The 20,170-nt window shown below is 44.0% G+C and carries 15 protein-coding genes; 6 read left to right on the top strand and 9 right to left on the bottom strand.

Annotated elements, in window-relative coordinates:
- Positions 1-111: 111 nt before the first annotated feature.
- The 4 genes from nrdF to nrdH form a co-directional block, all read right to left on the bottom strand.
- A complete protein-coding gene (nrdF, locus tag HXT52_RS05350) occupies positions 112-1,191 on the bottom strand; it encodes a class 1b ribonucleoside-diphosphate reductase subunit beta (protein ID WP_004129655.1) in 1,080 nt (359 codons plus the stop codon).
- Positions 1,192-1,301: 110 nt separating this feature from the next.
- On the bottom strand, positions 1,302-3,536 hold the full coding sequence (gene nrdE, locus HXT52_RS05345; protein WP_119521425.1) for a class 1b ribonucleoside-diphosphate reductase subunit alpha: 2,235 nt from the start codon (positions 3,534-3,536) through the stop codon (positions 1,302-1,304).
- 78 nt (positions 3,537-3,614) lie between these two features.
- Entirely contained in the window at positions 3,615-4,115 is a 501-nt protein-coding gene (gene nrdI / locus HXT52_RS05340; protein WP_004135836.1) for a class Ib ribonucleoside-diphosphate reductase assembly flavoprotein NrdI, read from the bottom strand.
- A gap of 3 nt (positions 4,116-4,118) precedes the next feature.
- A complete protein-coding gene (nrdH, locus tag HXT52_RS05335) occupies positions 4,119-4,379 on the bottom strand; it encodes a glutaredoxin-like protein NrdH (RefSeq protein WP_004129649.1) in 261 nt (86 codons plus the stop codon).
- A 362-nt stretch (positions 4,380-4,741) separates the two neighbouring features.
- On the opposite strand from nrdH, the gene gndA reads away from it, so the two are divergent.
- Positions 4,742-6,196 (top strand): NADP-dependent phosphogluconate dehydrogenase, encoded by a 1,455-nt coding sequence (gene gndA / locus HXT52_RS05330; RefSeq protein WP_421775868.1) that lies wholly within the window; start codon positions 4,742-4,744, stop codon positions 6,194-6,196.
- A gap of 81 nt (positions 6,197-6,277) precedes the next feature.
- On the opposite strand, the gene pgl is transcribed toward gndA, so the two are convergent.
- The 4 genes from pgl to HXT52_RS05310 form a co-directional block, all read right to left on the bottom strand.
- Positions 6,278-7,102, bottom strand: a complete 825-nt coding sequence (gene pgl, locus HXT52_RS05325; protein WP_421775867.1) for a 6-phosphogluconolactonase — start codon at positions 7,100-7,102, stop codon at positions 6,278-6,280.
- A 78-nt stretch (positions 7,103-7,180) separates the two neighbouring features.
- Positions 7,181-8,122: a glucose-6-phosphate dehydrogenase assembly protein OpcA gene (locus HXT52_RS05320; protein WP_102695020.1), complete on the bottom strand. Its 942-nt coding sequence runs from the start codon at positions 8,120-8,122 to the stop codon at positions 7,181-7,183.
- Positions 8,119-9,699: a glucose-6-phosphate dehydrogenase gene (zwf, locus tag HXT52_RS05315; protein ID WP_004135828.1), complete on the bottom strand. Its 1,581-nt coding sequence runs from the start codon at positions 9,697-9,699 to the stop codon at positions 8,119-8,121. The genes HXT52_RS05320 and zwf overlap by 4 nt, the downstream gene beginning before the upstream one ends.
- Before the next feature lie 131 nt (positions 9,700-9,830).
- Positions 9,831-12,332, bottom strand: a complete 2,502-nt coding sequence (locus HXT52_RS05310) for an acyltransferase family protein (protein ID WP_421775866.1) — start codon at positions 12,330-12,332, stop codon at positions 9,831-9,833.
- 189 nt (positions 12,333-12,521) lie between these two features.
- Between HXT52_RS05310 and HXT52_RS05305 the strand changes: the two genes are divergently transcribed.
- Complete coding sequence (locus tag HXT52_RS05305) at positions 12,522-13,016, top strand: inorganic diphosphatase (protein ID WP_119521433.1); 495 nt, start codon at positions 12,522-12,524, stop codon at positions 13,014-13,016.
- 89 nt (positions 13,017-13,105) lie between these two features.
- Here the strand turns inward: HXT52_RS05305 and HXT52_RS05300 are convergent, their stop codons facing one another.
- Positions 13,106-13,897 carry a beta-carotene 15,15'-monooxygenase gene (locus HXT52_RS05300; protein WP_421775865.1) on the bottom strand — a complete coding sequence of 264 codons (792 nt, stop codon included), beginning with the start codon at positions 13,895-13,897 and terminating at the stop codon, positions 13,106-13,108.
- 273 nt (positions 13,898-14,170) lie between these two features.
- Between HXT52_RS05300 and HXT52_RS05295 the strand changes: the two genes are divergently transcribed.
- The 4 genes from HXT52_RS05295 (at position 14,171) to valS (ending at position 20,059) form a co-directional block, all read left to right on the top strand.
- Entirely contained in the window at positions 14,171-14,944 is a 774-nt protein-coding gene (locus tag HXT52_RS05295) for a winged helix-turn-helix transcriptional regulator (RefSeq protein ID WP_421775864.1), read from the top strand.
- A 9-nt stretch (positions 14,945-14,953) separates the two neighbouring features.
- Positions 14,954-15,625, top strand: coding sequence for an endonuclease III (gene nth / locus HXT52_RS05290; protein ID WP_421775863.1), 672 nt, complete (start codon positions 14,954-14,956; stop codon positions 15,623-15,625).
- A 136-nt stretch (positions 15,626-15,761) separates the two neighbouring features.
- Positions 15,762-17,252 (top strand): ABC transporter substrate-binding protein, encoded by a 1,491-nt coding sequence (locus HXT52_RS05285; RefSeq protein ID WP_415704092.1) that lies wholly within the window; start codon positions 15,762-15,764, stop codon positions 17,250-17,252.
- Between the two features lie 47 nt (positions 17,253-17,299).
- Positions 17,300-20,059, top strand: coding sequence for a valine--tRNA ligase (gene valS / locus HXT52_RS05280; protein ID WP_421775862.1), 2,760 nt, complete (start codon positions 17,300-17,302; stop codon positions 20,057-20,059).
- Positions 20,060-20,170 lie beyond the last annotated feature (111 nt).

Here is a 20,170-nt window from a genome sequence, read left to right as displayed (position 1 = left end):
CAATAATTAACCTAACTAAATTAAAATTGGTTAGCTAATTAAGATAATTAGCTAACCAATCAGTTAGTTATTCAGTTATTTAGTAAATCAGTCAGTTAGCAAACTGTGAGATTAGAAGTCCCAATCATCGTCGTCAGTTTCAACCGACTTGCCCATAATGTAGCTGGAACCAGAGCCGGAGAAGAAGTCGTGATTTTCGTCGGCTGCAGGAGAAAGAGCTGCGAGAATCTCAGGGCTTACGTGAGTCTCTTCTTCGCTGTACTTAGCAGGGTAGCCAAGGTTCATCAAAGCCTTGTTAGCGTTGTAACGCACGAAGTCAAAAACGTCATCGTGGAAGTCAAATCCTTCATAAATCTGACCAGAATACTCAACTTCCAAATCGTACAAAGTATCAAGCAAGTTCATAGTGAACTTTTCAAGATTCTTCTTATCATTCTCGCTTCTAAGCTCCAAACCGCGCTGGAACTTGTAGCCGGAATAATAGCCGTGAATTGCCTTATCGCGCAAAATCAAACGAATCATGTCGGCAGTGTTCATCATCTTTCCGCGAGAAGCAAAGTAAAGCGGAAGGTAGAAGCCTGCGTAAAGAAGCAATGAAGAAAGCATAGTTGCTGCAATCTTGCGCTTAAGCGGGTCTTCGCTCTCATACTCGCAAAGCACGGTGGTAACGCGCTGCTGCAAAACGTCGTTTCCAACAGCCCAACGGTAAGCTTCGTCAATCTCCTCGCTAGAGCAAAGAGTGGAGAAAATAGAGGAGTAGGAGCGAGCGTGAATCGACTGCATGAAAGCAATATTCGTGTAAATAGCCTGCTCGTGCTCTGTGCGAGCGTGCTCAATCTGGCAAAGCTCACCAATAGTTGCCTGGCTGGTATCAAGCAAAGTCAAACCTGTAAAAACGCGAGTAGTTGTCTTGCGCTCAAGGTCGGTGAGGGAACGCCAAGAAGGAATATCGTTGCTCAGTGGCACTTTTTCTGGAAGCCAGAAGTTAGCGATAAGACGATTCCAAACGTCCAAATCCTTGTCGTCAACAATATTATTCCAATTAACTGGGCGCACGCGTGAGCCGTGATGGTAGCGGTATTGAGCTGGTGTGATGGAAGCTGCCATCATAGAGTCATCTGCGATTACGCGATTCGTGCCGAAAGGCTTATCGAGACTACTGCGTAGTGCTGTTGGATCGAGTTCTGTCATAATTACTCCTGATCTTGTGTTTACGTTTATAAAATTTTTAAGTTTTTGATTTAATTTGCAAAAGATTTACGCTGATAGATTTACGTCGCTGCGATTTTTAGCGCTACTCCTTACAGCGTGCAGCTTACGCAACCCTCGATTTCCGTACCTTCCAAAGCTTTTTGGCGAATACGAATGTAGTAAAGAGTTTTAATGCCCTTACGCCACGCGTAAATCTGAGCCTTGTTCAAATCGCGAGTAGTAGTAGTGTCTGGGAAGAACAAAGTAAGAGACAATCCCTGATCCACATGCTGAGTTGCCTCCGCGTAAGTGTCAATAATCGCCTTCCAACCAACTTCGTAAGCATCCTTAAAGTACTGCATATTGTCGTTCGTCATATAAGCGGCAGGGTAGTAGACGCGTCCAACTTTGCCCTCTTTGCGAATCTCAATGCGAGAAGCAATAGGGTGAATCGAACTCGTGGAATGGTTGATGTACGAGATTGAGCCAGTTGGAGGAACAGCTTGCAAATACTCGTTGTAAATGCCGTCGCGCAAAATATCGTCACGCAACTGCTCCCAGTCCGAAACGGTTGGAATTGCAACGTTAAAACGAGCAAACAAATCGCGAACCGCTTGAGTTTTAGGCTCAAGAGAGCGGCTGCCGTCAGTGTACTTATCGAAGTAGTTGCCTTTGCCTGCAGGCTTAGCGTAGGCGCTCGTCTTAAAGCTTGCAAAAGCGCGGCCACGCTCCACAGCCAAAGCGTGAGAAGCCTTATAAGCGTGGTAAGCAACCGTCATAAAGTACATGTCTGTAAAGTCAAGAGCTTCCTCGCTTCCGTACTGCATGTGCTCGCGAGCAAGGAAACCGTGCAAATTCATTTGACCCAAGCCAATAGCATGACCTTCCGCGTTTCCGCGACGAATCGAAGGCACAGAATCAATTGAAGTGTGCTCCGAAACAGAAGTGAGCGCGCGCACAGCAAGCTCAACGCTTGCACCCAAGTTTCCATCCATCGCCTTAGCAATATTAAGAGAGCCAAGATTGCAAGAAATATCGCGACCAACGTGGCTATAAGACAAGTCTGCATTGTAAGTGCTTGCTTCCTGAGTTTGCAAAATCTCGGAGCACAAGTTACTCATAGTAATGCGGCCCTCAATAGGATTCGTGCGATTCACAGTATCCTCAAACAAAATGTAAGGGTAGCCAGATTCAAACTGGATTTCCGCAATCGTCATAAAGAATTCGCGAGCATCAATGTACTTCTTGTGAATGCGAGGATTTGCAACCATCTCATCGTAATGTTCTGTAACAGAAATGTCTGCAAAAGGCTTTCCGTATTCGCGCTCAACATCGTAAGGGCTAAACAAAGCCATCTTTTCCTTACGCTTAGCAAGCTCAAAAGTAATATCCGGAATCACAACGCCCAAAGAAAGCGACTTAATACGAATCTTCTCGTCTGCATTCTCACGCTTAGTGTCCAAAAAACGCATAATATCTGGGTGATGTGCGCTAATATACACAGCGCCAGCGCCCTGACGAGCGCCAAGCTGATTAGCGTAAGAGAATGAATCTTCCAAAAGCTTCATAACAGGCACAACGCCACTCGACTGATTCTCAATGCGCTTAATAGGAGCGCCAAGCTCGCGCAAATTAGTAAGAAGCAGAGCTACGCCGCCGCCGCGCTTAGAAAGCTGCAAAGCAGAATTAATTCCGCGCGCAATAGACTCCATGTTATCTTCCAAACGCACGAGGAAGCAGCTCACAGCCTCGCCTCGCTGGGCTTTACCAAGATTCAAGAACGTTGGAGTGGCTGGCTGGAAGCGTCCTGCAAGCATCTCGTCCAAATAGTTGAGTGCAGCCTTTTCATCACCATCTGCAAGTTCCAAAGCGACTGCAGCTGCACGCTGAGCGAAGTTTTCCAAATACTGCTTGCCGTCAAAAGTCTTTAAAGCGTAAGAAGTGTAGAACTTAAAAGCGCCCAAGAAAGTGCCAAAAGTGTGGTGAGCGGATTCTGCGTGCTCGTAGAACTTATCTAGAAACTCGTCGCTGTACTTTCCGAACACATTGCCGTTGTAGTAGTAGTTGTCAATCAAATAGTTCAAGCGCTCGCGAGTTGAAGCAAACTTCATGCTGTGTTCTTGCACGTAACCCGAAACGTAAAGCTTTTCTGCTTCCTGGTCCTTGTCGAACTGAATGCCTTTTTCTGGATCGAAAAGACCGAGCATAGCGTTAAGAACGTGGTAGTCGCGGCTGTTGCGAATGCGTTCTGCTGTGCTGCTAGCAGCTGCGTTTGCAGTTTCGCTGGAGTCAGTGTGATCAAGATTAAGCGAAGTAGATTCGCTCATCGGATCCGTGCTATTCATTTGATTGATTCCTTTCTTCATGCGTTATTTTTGCTTTTCAAACGCTGATTGTTTTTTTGATTCTTTTACTTATTTTGATTATTTAGTTTCTTCTGCTTCTTTTAATTGCTTTAAAAATCTAGGTATTCCCTGCGCTACTTTTTCAATATCTTCTTGAGTTCCTGTCAACTCAAACGAATACATATTTGGGATTGCGCACTTTCCTGCAATCTGACCGCCTGCAGCGCAATAAGCGTCTCCAAAATTCGTGTTTCCGGAAGAAATTACTCCGCGAATAAACGAACGATTTTCGCGATTGTTTAGGAATTTGCGTACTTGCATTGGTATTGCTTTTGCAATATTTCCGCCGCCGTAAGTTGGTACGATTAGCACGTACGGTTCGCGCACATTTAATTCCGGGTCTTTTGGTCGAAGCGGTATGCGATACACGTTTACATTGTTGCTAGGAAAATCGCAATTTTGCACGAAGCGTAATGTGTTTTCGGAAACTGATGAAAAGTAGACTACAGCTCCGATTGATTCGCCTTGTGCGCGAGATTCTGGCTCGCTTGGCTGTTGGATTCTTTCTTGTTCACACATTTATCATGCTTCTTTTGCTGTTTCTGAGGAAGTTCCGAGTTTATCCGCAATTTGCGCGATTAAATCTGGGCGGTAACCGCTCCATGATGTGTCTGGCGCAATAACTACAGGTGCTTGACGGTATCCAGCGTTGCGCAATTGATCCAGTGCTTCAGGGCTTTTTGATAAGTCTACAGTTTCGAAGTTCACGCCAAGTTTTGTGAACTGTCGTTTAGTGGCATCACACTGTGGGCAATGAGGTTTTGTAAACACTGTAATTGTCATTTCAATCTCCTCTGGTGATGGGGAATCGTTAAATTCCGCGGTGTTAGCACAAAAGCCAAAAGTCAGCATACTACTCATAATTACTATTTGTAGTGGTGTGTCGATTATTCAAACACTACATATAGTTATTGTTTATATTTACAAAATCCGCGTGTTTGTAAGCGTGTCGTACTTTTTTGGAGATTTTGAGAACGATTTGTTTGTATTAAAAATGTAATTTATATCACAAAATTTACTTAGTGTAACTTGCATTTTTTGCATCGAAAATCTTGTGCATATAGGCCGATAAAATTAAAAAGTGTGTTTCCTGAAGGGGAGTAACGCAGAAACGAAAATATAACAACAAGATAAGAGGTGTCGTAATGACTCAAGCTCAGGCAAATATTGGCGTTGTTGGCTTGGCTGCAATGGGATCTAATTTAGCGCGAAATCTTGCGCATCACGGAAATACTGTGGCAGTTTATAATCGTCATTATTCGCGAACTGAAACGTTAATGAATGAGCACGGCACTGAGGGTGCTTTCGTTCCATCTAAAACTGTCGAAGAATTTGTGGCTTCTCTCAAGCGTCCGCGCACAGCAATCATTATGGTAAAAGCTGGTGCTCCTACGGATGCCGTTATTGAAGAGCTCGCAAATGCTATGGAGCCTGGAGATATTATCGTCGACGGCGGAAACTCTTATTTTGAAGACACAATTCGCAGAGAGCGCAGCATTCGCGCGCGCGGTCTTCATTATGTTGGTTGCGGTGTTTCTGGCGGCGAGGAAGGTGCTTTGCGCGGCCCTTCTATGATGCCTGGTGGAACTGAAGAATCTTGGAAGACTCTTGGACCTATTTTGAAGTCTATTGCGGCTGTTGCAGAAGGTGAGCCTTGCGTAACGCATATTGGTACCGATGGTGCTGGTCATTTTGTGAAGATGGTTCACAATGGCATCGAGTACTCGGATATGCAGCTTATTGCCGAAAGCTATGATTTAATGTTTCGCGGCTTGGGCATGAAGTCCGACGAAATTGCAGACGTGTTTAGCGAGTGGAATAAGGGTGAGCTTGATTCTTATTTGATTGAGATTACTGCGGATGTGCTTCGCCAGAAGGACGCTAAGACTGGTAAGCCTTTGGTTGAGATGATGGTGGACCATGCTGGCATGAAGGGCACTGGTACTTGGACTGTGCAGTCTGCGCTTTCGCTTGGAATCCCTGTAACGGGTATTGCAGAAGCTGTGTTTGCTCGCGGACTTTCAAGCCAGGTTGCTTTGCGAGAAGCTGCTGAAAACCAGGGTTTGACTGGTCCGGATGTGCATTTTGATTTGAATGATGCTGAGCGTAAGGCGTTTATTGAGGATATTCGTCAAGCTCTGTACGCTTCTAAGATTGTTTCTTACGCTCAGGGCTTCGACGAGATTGCTGCTGCTGCAATTGAGCATGATTGGAAGATTAACCAGGCTGCTGTTGCTCGCATTTGGCGAGGCGGATGCATTATTCGCGCTCAGTTCTTGAACCGCGTTTCCGAGGCTTTTGAGTCTGGTGAAGCAAGCGTTTCTTTGCTTTTTGCACCGTACTTTAAGGATGCTATTGAAAAGTCTCAAGCTGCTTGGCGTCGTGTTATTGCGCGTGCAGTTGAGCATGGCGTGCCTGTTCCAGCATTCTCTAGCTTGCTTGCGTACTACGATGGATTGCGTTCCAAGCGTTTGCCAGCTTCGCTTATTCAGGCTCAACGCGATTTCTTCGGTGCGCACACTTATGGCCGCATTGACGAGCCGGGCGTATTCCACACTTTGTGGGCAGAGACTAATCGCCCAGAAGTAAAGCAAGATTAAATCAAATAATATTTATAGATAACAGGCTTCTGTATTTGTTATGCAGAAGCCTGTATTTTATTGTGCTGAATATTATGTAGATTATTGAATTGCAGCTTGCAGTGTTTCTGCGGTGGTTAGCCAAGAGATTTCGTCAGTTCCGTTTGCAAAAGACGCAGGATATTCAGGATTATTAGCTCCCGAAAGTGCGTTCATTAAAGCAGCTCCCTTTTCTGCTCCGGCAGTCAAGAACCAAGTGCGACGGCTGTGAGATAGCACGGGAACTGTAAGAGACAATCTCATTGGTGGAAGTTTAGGGGAGTGGTTTACTCCAACAACAATGCGCTCGCGATTATTAACTTGTGGCAATCCTGGGAAAAGCGAAGCCATATGTGCGTCCGGGCCCATGCCAAGAATTGCTAAATCAAACACCGGTTCTGGTCCAAGTAATCCTATAATTTCTTCCTCATAGTCGTGCGCTGCCGCATCCAAAATAGCGTCATTTTCAGAGTCGCTGGCTGCTGCAATTTCCTCCGCGCTGCGCTCATCTGCAGGCATCTCGTGAATATGAGATTCTGCCAAAGCTTTGTTAGAAGTAAGTAAGTTAAGCAAAGCTTCGCGAGTTTTACGTGCGTTGCGATCCTCGCTATCGTAAGCTACGAAACGCTCATCTGCCCACCAAATATGCACTAAATTCCAATTAATCGCTGGCAAAAGTGGGTTGCTAGCAAGCATTTGGAACATGCGAATTGAATCCGTGCCGCCAGTAAGAAGTAAATGGAATGGTTTGTTTAGATTTTGCACATTATTTTGTGACTCCATAATAAACGTTACTAAGCGTTGAGCTGCGACGGCTGAAAGTACATCGGGATTATTGTAGCCGTAGATGTTTGCGTTGTGTGCAAAAGTAACTTCATTATCTGTCATGTCATTCCTTTTATGCCATTAAAAATGTTTCACACGCTGTTTCACAGGTTGTTTCACGCGTTGTGTATTTTTATAGACTTAATTGTTTTCTGCAGGATTATCTCGAACCAGCTGTGCGTAAATTTCGTCCGGATCAATTCGTCGCAATTCCTCACTTAAGCAATCATCCAAGGTGCGAATAGGAAGCGCAATTGGTTGAGCGGTCTGATAGGGAAGACTAATTAAAGCCTGATCTCCGCCAGCAGGGCGAGTAAGAGACAAAGTGCCATCCTCACGCTCTAAAGTTACGGAAGTAATAGCTTTAGCCTCAGGATTCTCAACTATTTCTACAGGCACTCGCAAACTGCTCTTAAGCCAAGCTGCCAGTAAATGCAAAGAAACATAGTGCGTAGGGCCAGTAACTTTTGCGCTAGTAATTGGCAAATGCGGAGGCTGATCGAGCATAGAAGCAAGTAACGCGCGCCAAGGAGTTAAACGCGTCCAAGATAAGTCTGCGTCTTGCGGAGACCAGTTTTTGCGCAAGTTTTGAACAGTTTTAAGAGTGTCGTCTGCGCGCTGAGCATCAGTAATTCTGCTACTTGCCATAGCTCCAAGCAAATCGTGAGCAGGGTCTTCCGGAGCGTTCGTCGGCCACCACGCAACAATCGGCGCATCTGGCACAAGTAGCGGAATAACAAGCGTATCCGGGTGGCGAACCAAACCGTTATGCGGATACAAAATAATAATCTCGCCAGCTCCAGCATCAGCGCCAAAACGCACTTGAGCGTCAAGATTTGGCACAATTTCTCCGCGCTCAGCAGCATGTTCGCTAGACCAGTCGCGAACCATAGCAATAACGCGGCAAGGATGCTCGCGGCTCGCAGCATTAGCAGCTTCGAGAGCATGTTCCAATTCTTGAAGATCTGTGTCTATTAAAAGAGTAAGCACGCGCCCAGTTGCGGATTCTCCACGCTCTTCGTGCAATTCGTCGATTTTTTGCGAAATTTTACTGGTATTAGTATCAGGAAGGTTGATAATCATGGCAGCCTCCAATGGCGATTATTACGAGCAAGCATGTCGTCTGCTTCCTTAGGACCCCAAGTTCCAGCGCGATACGGCTGTGGTTGTGTGCCAAGTGAACTCCAAAATTCCTCAATAGGATCGAGAATCTTCCAGCTCAAATCTACTTCTTCAGTAGTTGGGAACAGTGGAGGCTCGCCAAGAAGAACGTCAAGAATCAGACGCTCATAAGCTTCAGGTGAACTTTCAGTAAATGAACGTCCGTAACTAAAGTCCATAGAAACGTCGCGGACTTCCATAGCAGTTCCGCCAGGAACTTTCGCTCCAAAACGCATAGTAACGCCCTCATCTGGCTGCACGCGAATCACAATAGCATTGCTACCAAGCTCTCGAACAGCAGTTGATTCAAACGGCAAGTGCGGAGCGCGCTTAAAAATCACGGCAATTTCTGTAACGCGTTTGCCTAAACGTTTGCCAGTGCGCAAATAGAATGGCACTCCAGCCCATCGGCGAGTGTCAACGTCTAGTCGCACAGCAGCATACGTTTCAGTAGTGCTTTTAGGGTCGATTCCTTGTTCTTCCAAGTAACCAACTGCTTTGTAAGATCCTTGCCAGCCTGCTGCGTACTGTCCTCGAGCAGTATTGGCAGCCAAGTCTTGAGGTAGTCGGATTGCGGATAGAACTTTCGTTTTTTCAGCAGTCAAATCGCTAGCGCGGAAACTTACAGGCTCTTCCATAGCAGTAAGAGCCATAAGTTGAAGCAAGTGGTTTTGAATAACATCGCGCGCAGCACCAATGCCATCGTAATAACCGGCACGCCCGCCAATACCAATGTCTTCAGCCATCGTAATTTGCACGTGATCAACATAATTTGCGTTCCAAATTGGCTCGTACATTGCGTTGGCAAAACGGAAAGCCAGCAAATTTTGCACGGTTTCCTTACCTAAGTAATGGTCGATTCTAAATACGGAATTAGGATCAAAAACTTCTGAAACAACGCGGTCTAATTCGCGAGCGCTCGTTAAATCATGTCCGAAAGGCTTTTCGATAATTACGCGACGCCACGCGTGCTCGGAAGAGTGAGAAAGTCCAGACGCTGCCAACTGTTGAGCAACAATAGGGAAGCTTGAAGGAGGAATAGACATGTAAAATGCGTGGTTTCCGCGCGTGCCGCGATCTCTATCTAATTCATTTACTGTTTTGCTTAAACGTTCAAACGCAGACGCGTCGTCAAAAGTGCCGCGCACAAAGCGTATTCCTTTTGCAAGATTAATCCAAGTTGACTCACGAAATGGTGTGCGGCAGTGTTGCTCAATATTTTCGCGCACAAAATTTACGAAATGCTCATCAGTCCAGTCTCTTCTCGCAAAACCAGTTAAACCAAATCCTGGTGGTAAAAGCCCTCGATTAGCCAAGTCGTATACGGCTGGCATAAGTTTTTTGCGTGCTAAATCGCCAGTAATACCAAAAATTACTAAACTGCACGGGCCGGCAATGCGAGCCAAACGTAAATCTCTAGGATCTCGTAATGGGTTCGTCCACGCAGACGCATCATCAGCAGTGTGTTGCGTGTTAAAAGGAATCCTCAACTCAGTCATACATACTATCGTAATATTTCGCTGCTATTTTTCCTACACGAGTCGTTATTTTCATTGAGATTCGTTATAGGATTTGCTTGTATCGTGCGCAAAATACTTGTAGTTATGCCAAAATTCGCGTTATTGATAAATCAGGCTCCGCATAGCGCGAGTCGAATCATTTTTGCGTATTTTGGACCGCCAACTGGGGTTAAATGCACGCCATCGTCAGTTAGATATTCAGAATGATCTTTGCTGAAACCATTCCAGTCAATAATGCCAACATTAGGATGCGTTTGAGCAAACTTACGAAGGCGGTCGTTGGTAACGTCTTGCCATGGCTGTGGAACTCTAGTTGTAACGAAATAAACAGGCTTACCCTTAGCAACATCTACCATGTGCTGAAGAACGCTGTCGTCGTGAGGCGGGCCGTTTGTTCCTAACGCGTAAATAACAACATCCCCAGCATGTTTGTTCGAAATATCTTGAGCGTATTCGTCAGCTCCGTGGAAAATCTGCCTGCTTACTTTTCCGTCAATATAGGCATTAGGCATTACTTGTAGCAAGTATGGTTTTGCGCCTTCGGTAATAGAGTCGCCTACCATAGTTAAGTTTACTGAGCAAGTGTTGTGCTTTTTATCAATACGAGTGTGTGATGCGGAAAGATTTTGCGGAACTTTTTCTGCAATTGGGAAAAGCACAGGATGCTTTGATGGTGTTGGCGGAAGCGCTTGTTTTACTACAGACTTGTGCAATCCTTTTGTTTTCTTATTTGAAGCGGATGCGTTTGCCTTTTTATTAGTTTTTGTTTTTTCTGCTTCAGCACTTTTAGCAGCATTTACAGTTAGTTCTGGTCGAATTTGTATTGCGCGTTGTTGAGCAATACTATTCCAATTCAACGGCAAAGCAATTAAGAAAATAGTTATTACGCAAACTATTGCTAATGCTACGAAATGTACTAATTTTTGCAGATATTTTTCTGTTTGTTTTTCAAATAGTTGATAGAAACATTCTGCTACTGCAACAATTACTACAGCTTGCAAAATCTGCTCTTCCCAAGAAACAGTTGTTGTTCTTGTGGCAGGATTGCACAATTCCAAAATTGGGAAGTGTACTAAATAAATAGCAAATGCGCGCTTTCCAAGATAAGATAACGGCGCAAATGCGAAAATTCTTGAGCAAATATTATCAGTCTGAGTGCAAGACCACAGTATTAGCGCGCAGACCGCAGCGGTTATTGTGTATCCACCAAAAGTAAACGCTGAGGATGTGCCGTCTGCATAAACAAAGCACAAAATCAGAACTATTGTTGTAACAATACCTATTAAGGATCTTTGCCACGCGTGCAAAGGGTTGTAAAACACTGTTTTTGGAGCGGTAAATACGTTATCTGGAAGTTCGTGTATTTCAGATTTAGAAGAATCTTCTAAATCTGTATTCTTGTAGTCGTCTTGCAAAATTTCAGCATTGTCAGACAAATCAATTTGTAATCCAGCTCGCAAATCTTCTGGAATACTATTTTCAGCAGAAGATTTTGCAGCATTTTCATCAATCTGCTTGTTGCTTGTGTTCTTTTCAGCATAAGTTTCGTTTGAAGAAGAGCTAGTAATACCAGATTTCGGCAATATTGTGGAAATCTTAACTATTGCATGCTTATTGCCACGAATCCAATAAAATACGCGAATAATCCAAGCGTGTAATGAATGTTTTGTAAACCAAGCTCCATACATTGCCAGCATTGCGCCTAGCAAGAATTCCGATGCTCTTGTGTCAAGAGAATAATAGACGCGAGCTGGAGTAGTGTAATCGCCAAACATGTAGGCAAAAGTAAACGTAAGTATTGTAGAAAGTATCGCCAATCCTGCAGTAATATACATGCGAGTAATTGCGCGTTTAACAAGCTTCACGAGGGCCGTAAGAATAAGTGGCCACACAACGAATGCTTGCATGATTAAGCCAAGATACCATAAGTGTTTAATCGGGGAAGGCAATCCTGTTTGCTCAAAATAAGATAGTTTTCGCGCAACGTACATTATGTTGCTAAAGAAGCCAGCTCCAGAAAAAGCGTCCGCCTGTAATTTTGGAAGTAGGCTCGGCGAAAAAAGCCACATTATTGGTGCACTAACTCCAATAATTCCAAGGGTTGGTGGCCAAATTCGCTTTAAACGATGCCAAATGTAATTAAAGTAGCAAGTGATTAATCTTTTAAATTCGCCAGTTTTTGTTTTACTTTTCTCAATGCTGTTTGCATTGCTACTTGCATTTCCGTTTGTGTTAGCGCTTGTGCTGCTGCTAGTCGTAGCGCTTTTTTGAGAGTCTAAATAGCGAAGTATTGAATGTGTGCAAAAGTATCCAGCTAAAACTAAAAATAGCGTTACTCCTAAAAATCCTCCAGAAAGTGTGCTTGGGCGCATATGGAAGCAAACAATTCCAATAATTGCTAAAGCGCGCAAGCCATCTATTGCAGGATTTCGTTTAGATTCAATCTGATTTTTTACTTCACTAACAGTATTAGTTGATTTAGCGCTTTCATTTGCAAGCTTTTTATTTACGAGTGTTTTACTAGCATTATTTGCGGCCTCAGCTTCCTTTTGGCGGAAGTTTCTATTGGCCGGTGAAACAGTGGAAGTATTCACGCGTTTCTTCTTTGTCATCTTGCCTGCGCTTCGTCAACCATGCTTTTGTGTGTGCACATATTGTGTGTAAAACAGAGCCATAATAACTGTGTCTTTCGACACTTTTGAACCTCAAAGCGTGTTTTGAAATAATGCTTTCTTTAGTGCGCGCTAAAGTGAAATATAACAGTTGTGTCAATTGTTATTAAAGATAATAAAGGAGCCAAAATGGCAGAAACTTTTAACGTTGTGGTAGAAATCCCACGTGGTTCTAAGAACAAGTATGAAGTGGATCACGAAACCGGTCGTGTTTTCTTGGATCGCACGCTTTTCACTGCAATGGGTTACCCAGATGATTACGGATACATTGAAGGAACTTTGGGCGAAGATGGCGACCCTCTTGACGCTCTTGTTATGATTCCAAACTCCGTATTCCCAGGATGCGTTGTTGAGTGCCGCGCTGTTGGTTTGTATCACATGGTTGATGAAGCTGGCGGAGACGATAAGGTTTTGTGCGTTCCAGCAGATGTTCGTTTCGACGACATTAAGGATGTTGATGATGTGAACGAATATCACAAGGCAGAAATTAAGCACTTCTTCGAGCAGTACAAGGCTTTGGAGCCAGGCAAGGAAGTTCTTCCTGGTGACTTCTGGGCTGGTGTAGAGCAGGCTGAGAAGGAAATCGTCGAAGCTCGCAAGCGTTTGGCAGAAAGCGAAAAGTAGGTTTTGCTTTCTGAATAAAAAATCCCCTGCGAGTTCATGGAAAAAATAGTTAAAAAAATAAACTCACAGGGGAAACCTATAATGCATTTTCATGCAACTACCAGCATACCAAGTCCCGCAATATAAATCAACATTCCTGAAAACATTATTGGAAGTAACGAAATAGCAACGTCGCGAGTTACGTTATTTTCGTAGTAATTTTTGCAATTATTCCTAACCCACAAATACGAAAGTCCGGAAATCAAAATCACCATCAATATGCATAGTGCAGCAACAAATATTCCGCCGTCTGTGTTGCGCAAAGATGGCATAAATCTAATAATAGAAGGCAAAAACATCCAGCCAGGAAGAGCTGCACAAGCAATACTTGCTGTTAGAGTGTGAGAAAGGTTTCTAACTAAATTTGTGCGGTTTTCGCGCAGCATTTGTCTTAAGAAAGTTATGAATGTTGCTGCTACAAGAATTAGCGCAAACGACACAGCCCAACGCTCATAAGGTCGTATTGCTGCAATGAATTTACTCATTGAAACAGTTTCATTGTCAATAATAACGCTTTGTGGAAGCCAGCCTTTTAGCGCAAGAGTTGCGCACCATGCTGAAGCTATGCAGGATAGTAAAGCAATAGCTCGATCAATAACATTTCCGTGCAGCGGCCAAAAAGTAAGGAAAGTTAAAAGTATAAGCGCACACACAACAAGAGTTATTTTTGCTGTTGCTATTGGTAGTGCAGATGCTCCTGCAATTAGTATCACAACAAAAATCTGGCTTGCAATCATTGCTAGAAAATTAGTGTGAGGAATATGTGCTTGTTTTTGAGTGCTAGTACAAGAAGTAGCATCGTTCTGCACTTGTTTATTGCAGATATGTGTTTCGTCGCTCATAGCACTCCTATTTAAGGTAAATATTCGCTCTTATGAATAGTAATATATGTATAAACTTGCTACATATTACTTATTTCTTATTACTAATGTAGCTTACAACCTGCACTTATTTTTTGCGATTGTTGATTACACAGAACTTTTGGATTGCTATATTGTTGACGCAACTTTATGCGAAATAAATTAAAGGTAAGTCGATATTTTTCGTAGCATGGTTTACAATTCCTGTAAAGGCTTGTATTTGGCATTGCATTATTTGTTGGATGGAGGCATCACATGACCGATATTACGTTGATGACTTCGTGCGCTTCTCCGGCAACTGTTTTGCCTTCGCTAGCGCTGCTTTCTCATAGAGTGCGCGTCCTTTCATTAGATTCTGCGAGTTTATCTAAACTTCCTGCGCAAACAGTTCTTCTAATTGATGCTCGTGAAGATTTGGCTTTGGTTAAATCTTTATGCACTCTTTTGCGCGCTGAAAATATTACAGTTCCAGTCGTATTAGTTCTTACAGAAGGTGGATTTACTGTAGTAAATTCCTCGTGGAATATTAATGACGTTGTGCTTACAAGCGCTTCCCCTGCAGAAGTAGAAGGAAGATTGCGCTTAGCTTCTCAGCGTATTGCAAGTAATGGGTCGTTTGCGCAATCTCAAGATTCTCAAATTAGTGATTCTGCTGTTGACGATGGAACAATGCGCTCGGGTGATCTTGTTGTTGATATGCGCAGTTATACCGTGAGTTTGCATGGCCATCCTGTTGATTTAGCTTATAAAGAATTTGAATTACTAAAGTATTTTGTGCAGAATCCTAGGAGAGTGTTTACTAGAGCACATTTGCTTCAGGAAGTTTGGGGATATGACTACTACGGTGGCACTCGAACGGTTGACGTTCATATTCGACGTCTTCGCGCTAAGCTTGGTGTTGAGTACGAGCATTTAATTGGTACGGTAAGAAATGTTGGGTATCGTTTTGATCCGTCTGAAGCGGAAGAAAATAGCGATGCGAATGAAGATGCTCCAAGCGATGCAGATTCTTCTTCAACGAACTTATAAATTTATAGTATGAAAGAATCAAAACAGGAAAAACTTGCGCGTATACACGAAGAGTATGATCTTCTTTGCAAGGAAATACCTGATCCTAAATGTGCGCTTAATTTTTCTAATCCTTTTGAGCTGCTTATTGCTACTGTTTTAAGCGCTCAAACAACCGATAAGCGAGTTAACTCTGTAACTCCGGAACTTTTTGATACTTTTCCAGATTCACGTTCGCTTTCTGCGGCTTCAGTTGAGCAAGTCGAATCTATTATTAAACCTCTTGGATTTTATCGAGTAAAAGCTCAGCATATTATTGCGCTGTCTGTACGTTTGGAAAGCGCTTTTCATGGCGTAGTTCCCTCAAGAATGGAAGATTTAACATCTTTGCCTGGAGTTGGTCGTAAAACGGCTAATGTTGTTAGAGGAAACGCTTTTGGATTGCCTGGTTTCCCTGTAGATACTCACGTAATACGTGTCACAGACCGTTTAGGTTGGCGTAAAGATTGCAATAAGTCTAAAAAGTATGCAAATCCAGAATCTATTGAGAAGGAAATAACATCTTATTTTGAGCCTGCAGATTGGACTAATCTTTCTCACCGTCTTATTTTGCACGGCAGAAAAATATGCACTGCTCGCAATCCTAAATGCGCTTCATGCCCTCTAAAAACAACATGTCCTTCGTCAAATACATTCGTTTAAGGCAATTGCGTGTTGTTCTACATTCAGTTGTTGATATAAACTATGAACTATGTCAAGAACAGGCAAATACGCATATCGTACTTACAGATCATCTCATGGTCGTTCTAGTGCAGGTTGGGTTCCATGGGTTGTATTCATGGTTGTTTCTGTAGTAATGATTGGTGTTTTGTGGCTTGGATGGCAGATATACCAAGGGCGTTCGCCTATTGATTCTTTTACGCATCCTGCTGGTAATTCGGTGTTAAAAGTCGGTTTAAGAACGGCTCCGGATTCTCTTGATATTCGTAAAGATAGCAGCGATTCTTTGCAGCAGGCGTTAATTGGCAACGTGTATGAAACTCTCGTAAAACGTGGTGACGATAACAGTTTGCAGCCTGGCTTGGCACAATCTTGGGATGTTTCTCAAGATGGATTAACGTATCGTTTTAATTTGCGCCAAGGTGTGCGATTTTCCAACGGTGACGTTATGAATTCTGATTCTGTGTTGCAATCATTGCAGCAAGGAATTACTAATAATTATCCAGGTTATGAAGCTTTAAACACTATTAAAACAGTTGCTAACCCAGATAATCATACTGTAGTTTTTACGCTCACAAAGCCTAACGCTCTACTTTTGCGTCGACTTTCGGGTAGAGCTGGAATAGTGTATGACACTAAAGCTGTTGCTATTGATTATGCGAATGGTGCTTTAGGAACTGGTCCTTTTACTGTTAGCAGTTACAATAAAGGACATTCTTTGGTGCTTGTGCGCAACAATAGATATTGGGGTACGCCTGCATCTTGCGCAAGTATTACTTTGCAATATTTTGATAGTGATACCGCTTTGGCAGATGCTATGGAAAAAGGCAATATTCAGATGGCTGTTCCGCTTGAAGGCAATGAAAACAAGCGTCTTGCTGCTATTGCGGATACAAAAATGGTTGAAGGCCAAAGCACTCGCGTTCGATTCCTTGCATTTAACTCGACTGTTGCATCTATTTTCTGCGATGAGCAAGCGCGTAAAGCTGCTAGATACGCTATGAATGTGCAAACAGTGATGTCTGCCGATGGTAATGGTGGTGTTCCTGTAGGTGGACCTATTGACCCTCTTTCAACAGGATATGAAGATTTAACTGGATTGTATCCTTATAATCCTGCAAAAGCTGGCCCACTTTTCCATTACTTCAGCTCAAGTTATTTAGGAACTATTAGCTTCCTTGTTTCGCAGGGCGAAGGCGATGTTGGCCGCGAACTGTCTAAGCAAATTAGCTCTGTAAGTGGTTTTAAGGTCAATCTTGAAGAGGTTGATCAAAAAACTTTGCAACAGCGTATAAGCGAAGGCAAATATGATATTGCTCTTACAACTTTGAGTAATACTTTAGATGAAGGTGCTTTTGCAGAAAGCGGATCTCCGTTTGTTTTGCAGGATTCTCGAGCTCAGCAGGCTTGGGCGAATGCAGTCCACTCAAGAAATGCTTCCGAATATGAAGCAAACGTTCGTGCTTATGCGCGTGAAGTAAGCAATAATGCTGCAGCACACTGGCTTTATGCTCGTAAAAGCATAATGGCTGTGAAATCTAATATAAGCGGTTACACAAAGAATATGACTGATCAGCTGCTTCCATTGCACGATGTAAGCGTGAAGTAGAAAGCGTAAGATTTGCGTTGTCGAACTGAGTTTCTAATATTCAGTTCATGAGTGAACAGGATAATAACGCAGTAAAACACGCACATTTAACACCATTGCCTAACAAGGTTGGTGTTGATGGTCTTGAAGACAAGTGGCGTAATAATTGGGAAGAAGCCAAGACTTACGCTTTCCACAATTCCCGCGACCGCAAGGCCGTATATTCTATTGATACTCCACCTCCAACCGTTAGCGGCCACTTGCACGTAGGTCACGTATTCTCTTACACGCATACGGATGTGATTGCGCGTTATAAGAGAATGCAAGGCTTTGACGTGTTCTACCCAATGGGTTGGGATGATAACGGCTTACCAACAGAGCGTCGCGTGCAAAACTATTACGGCGTGCGCGTAGACACTTCGCTTAAATATGATCCTGATTTTAAGCCGCCTTTTGAAGGCACTGAAGGTAAGAAGATTGAGGCGAAAGATCAGGTTCCTGTAAGCCGACAGAACTTTATTGAGCTTTGCGAACGCTTAACTTCTCAAGATGAGAAGCTGTTTGAAGCTTTGTGGCGTAGGCTCGGTCTTTCTGTGGACTGGTCGCAAACTTACCACACGATTGGCGAGCAGCCTCGCCGAGTTGCACAAAAAGCATTCTTGCGCAATCTTGCTCGCGGAGAAGCATATCAGAAAGATGCTCCAGGCTTGTGGGATGTTACATTCCAGACTGCTGTTGCTCAAGCTGAGCTTGAATCGCGCGAATATCCTGGTTTCTACCATAAGATTGCGTTCCGTTTCGAAGATGGTACGCCAATTTATATTGAAACTACGCGCCCAGAATTACTTGCTGCTTGCACATCTTTGATTGCAAATCCAGAAGATGAGCGCTACAAGAAGTACTTTGGTCAGGAAGTTTACTCACCGCTATTTAAGGTGAAGGTTCCGATTTTGGCTCATTCTGCTGCTCAAATGGACAAGGGTGCTGGCATTGCAATGTGCTGCACTTTCGGTGACGTAACAGACGTCGAGTGGTGGCGCGACTTGAGTTTGCCAACTCGACCAATCATTCAGCGAAACGGTCGCATCGTGATGACAACTCCTGATTGGATTACGGACGAGTCTGGCCGTGAAATGTTTGAGAAAATTGCTGGTAAAACCACCTTCTCCGCTCGTAAAGAAGTTGTTGAAGCTTTGCAAGCTGCTGGAGAAATGGAAGGTGAACCAAAGCCAACAAAGCGTATGACGAACTTCTACGAAAAGGGCGATAAACCTTTGGAAATCGTCACTTCTCGCCAATGGTACTTAAAGAACGGCGGTACGGACGAAAAGTTAAACGCTGAGCTTATTGAGCGCGGCAAGGAACTTAACTTCCACCCAGACTTTATGCGCGTGCGCTACGAGAATTGGGTTCATGGCTTGAATGGCGACTGGCTTATTTCTCGCCAACGCTTCTTTGGTGTGCCATTCCCACTTTGGTACCCAGTAAACGAAAATGGGGAAGTGGATTACGAGCATCCTTTGACTCCTAGCGAAGATCGTTTGCCAATCGATCCAACTATTGACGTTCCAGAAGGCTTTGATGAATCTCAGCGTAACCAGCCAAATGGCTTTACTGCCGAGCAAGACATTATGGACACTTGGGCCACATCTTCCTTAACTCCACAAATTGTGACTCGTTGGGAAGAGCCAGGTGAGGAAAACCAGGCTTTGTTTAAGGCTACTTTCCCAATGGATTTGCGTCCACAAGGCCAGGATATTATTCGTACTTGGCTGTTTAGCACGGTTGACCGCGCGTATCTTGAAAACGGCTGCTTGCCTTGGAAGCACGCTGCGCTTTCTGGCTGGATCTTGGACCCAGACCACAAGAAGATGTCTAAATCTAAGGGAAACGTTGTTGTACCAAATAAGCCAATTGAAGAGTTTGGTGCGGATGCTGTGCGCTACTGGGCGACTTCTGCAAAACTTGGCTTGGATGCAACTTACGACGAAGGCCAGATGAAGATTGGCCGCCGCCTTGCGATTAAGCTTTTGAATGCTACTAAGTTTGCGCTCGCGATTGGCCGAGAAAACGATGAACATCAAGTTTTGGAGCCTGCTAGCGCGGATTGGGATTTTGCAAACGTTACGGAAGTTTTGGATCGCTCTGTTATGGCAAAGCTTGCATCCGTTATTCGTACCGCAACTGATGCGCTTGAATCTTACGAGCATTCCAAGGCTTTGGAAGCAATCGAAACCTTCTTCTGGGAGTTCTGCGACGATTACATCGAGCTTGCAAAGAATCGTGCTTACGGTACTGCAGAATCCACTGGACGCACTCCAAGTGAAGCTGCTGTAAAGTCTGCTCGCACAACTCTTGGTCTTGCGCTCGACGCTTTGGCTCGCCTGCTTGCTCCTTACTTGCCTTACGCTACGGAAGAAGTGTGGAGTTGGATGCACGACGGCGAAGGTTCTGTGCATCGTGCAAGCTGGCCATGCGCTAAGGCATATGAGGCTGCTGCAAACGGTGTTTCTGCAGACACTTTGGCTTACGCGGGCGAGGCTTTGGCTACTTTGCGAAAGATTAAGTCTGAAGCAAAAGTTTCTATGAAGACTCCTATTTTGCAAGTGACTTTGAACGTTGCAGAAAACGCTTACAAGTCTGTTGAAGAGACTTTGGGAGACGTTGCGGAAGCGGGTCGCGTTACTGGAGAAGTAAAGCTTAACGCTGTTAAGGCTGCAGATGCTGGAGATTCTTCTGATTCTGAATCTGCGGAATCTGATGCAACTAACGTAAACGTTTCTGTTGCTCAAAGCGAACTCGGCGAAGCTCCTGCAAAAAAGAAGTAATCGCCAGTAATCGAAAATAGTTAATCGCAAAACAAAAGCGCTGGAAGTCAACCTTCGACTCCAGCGCTTTTTGTGTATTTAATCGCTAAGCATCGCGCGGTAACGCTAGAC

The sequence above is a fragment of the Gardnerella sp. KA00288 genome, from assembly GCF_049244085.1.
GTDB classification, from domain to species: Bacteria; Actinomycetota; Actinomycetes; order Actinomycetales; family Bifidobacteriaceae; genus Bifidobacterium; species Bifidobacterium greenwoodii.
Note: the sequence above shows the minus strand (reverse complement) of the source record. Positions and strands in the feature narration are given on the sequence as shown.

What these genes read in the sequence shown, in the direction of transcription:
- nrdF (WP_004129655.1), bottom strand. Translation starts at nt 1,191, where the DNA reads ATGACAGAACTCGATCCAACAGCACTACGCAGTAGTCTCGATAAGCCT.
- nrdE (WP_119521425.1), bottom strand. Translation starts at nt 3,536, where the DNA reads ATGAATAGCACGGATCCGATGAGCGAATCTACTTCGCTTAATCTTGAT.
- nrdI (WP_004135836.1), bottom strand. Translation starts at nt 4,115, where the DNA reads ATGTGTGAACAAGAAAGAATCCAACAGCCAAGCGAGCCAGAATCTCGC.
- nrdH (WP_004129649.1), bottom strand. Translation starts at nt 4,379, where the DNA reads ATGACAATTACAGTGTTTACAAAACCTCATTGCCCACAGTGTGATGCC.
- gndA (WP_421775868.1), top strand. Translation starts at nt 4,742, where the DNA reads ATGACTCAAGCTCAGGCAAATATTGGCGTTGTTGGCTTGGCTGCAATG.
- pgl (WP_421775867.1), bottom strand. Translation starts at nt 7,102, where the DNA reads ATGACAGATAATGAAGTTACTTTTGCACACAACGCAAACATCTACGGC.
- HXT52_RS05320 (WP_102695020.1), bottom strand. Translation starts at nt 8,122, where the DNA reads ATGATTATCAACCTTCCTGATACTAATACCAGTAAAATTTCGCAAAAA.
- zwf (WP_004135828.1), bottom strand. Translation starts at nt 9,699, where the DNA reads ATGACTGAGTTGAGGATTCCTTTTAACACGCAACACACTGCTGATGAT.
- HXT52_RS05310 (WP_421775866.1), bottom strand. Translation starts at nt 12,332, where the DNA reads ATGACAAAGAAGAAACGCGTGAATACTTCCACTGTTTCACCGGCCAAT.
- HXT52_RS05305 (WP_119521433.1), top strand. Translation starts at nt 12,522, where the DNA reads ATGGCAGAAACTTTTAACGTTGTGGTAGAAATCCCACGTGGTTCTAAG.
- HXT52_RS05300 (WP_421775865.1), bottom strand. Translation starts at nt 13,897, where the DNA reads ATGAGCGACGAAACACATATCTGCAATAAACAAGTGCAGAACGATGCT.
- HXT52_RS05295 (WP_421775864.1), top strand. Translation starts at nt 14,171, where the DNA reads ATGACCGATATTACGTTGATGACTTCGTGCGCTTCTCCGGCAACTGTT.
- nth (WP_421775863.1), top strand. Translation starts at nt 14,954, where the DNA reads ATGAAAGAATCAAAACAGGAAAAACTTGCGCGTATACACGAAGAGTAT.
- HXT52_RS05285 (WP_415704092.1), top strand. Translation starts at nt 15,762, where the DNA reads ATGGTTGTTTCTGTAGTAATGATTGGTGTTTTGTGGCTTGGATGGCAG.
- valS (WP_421775862.1), top strand. Translation starts at nt 17,300, where the DNA reads ATGAGTGAACAGGATAATAACGCAGTAAAACACGCACATTTAACACCA.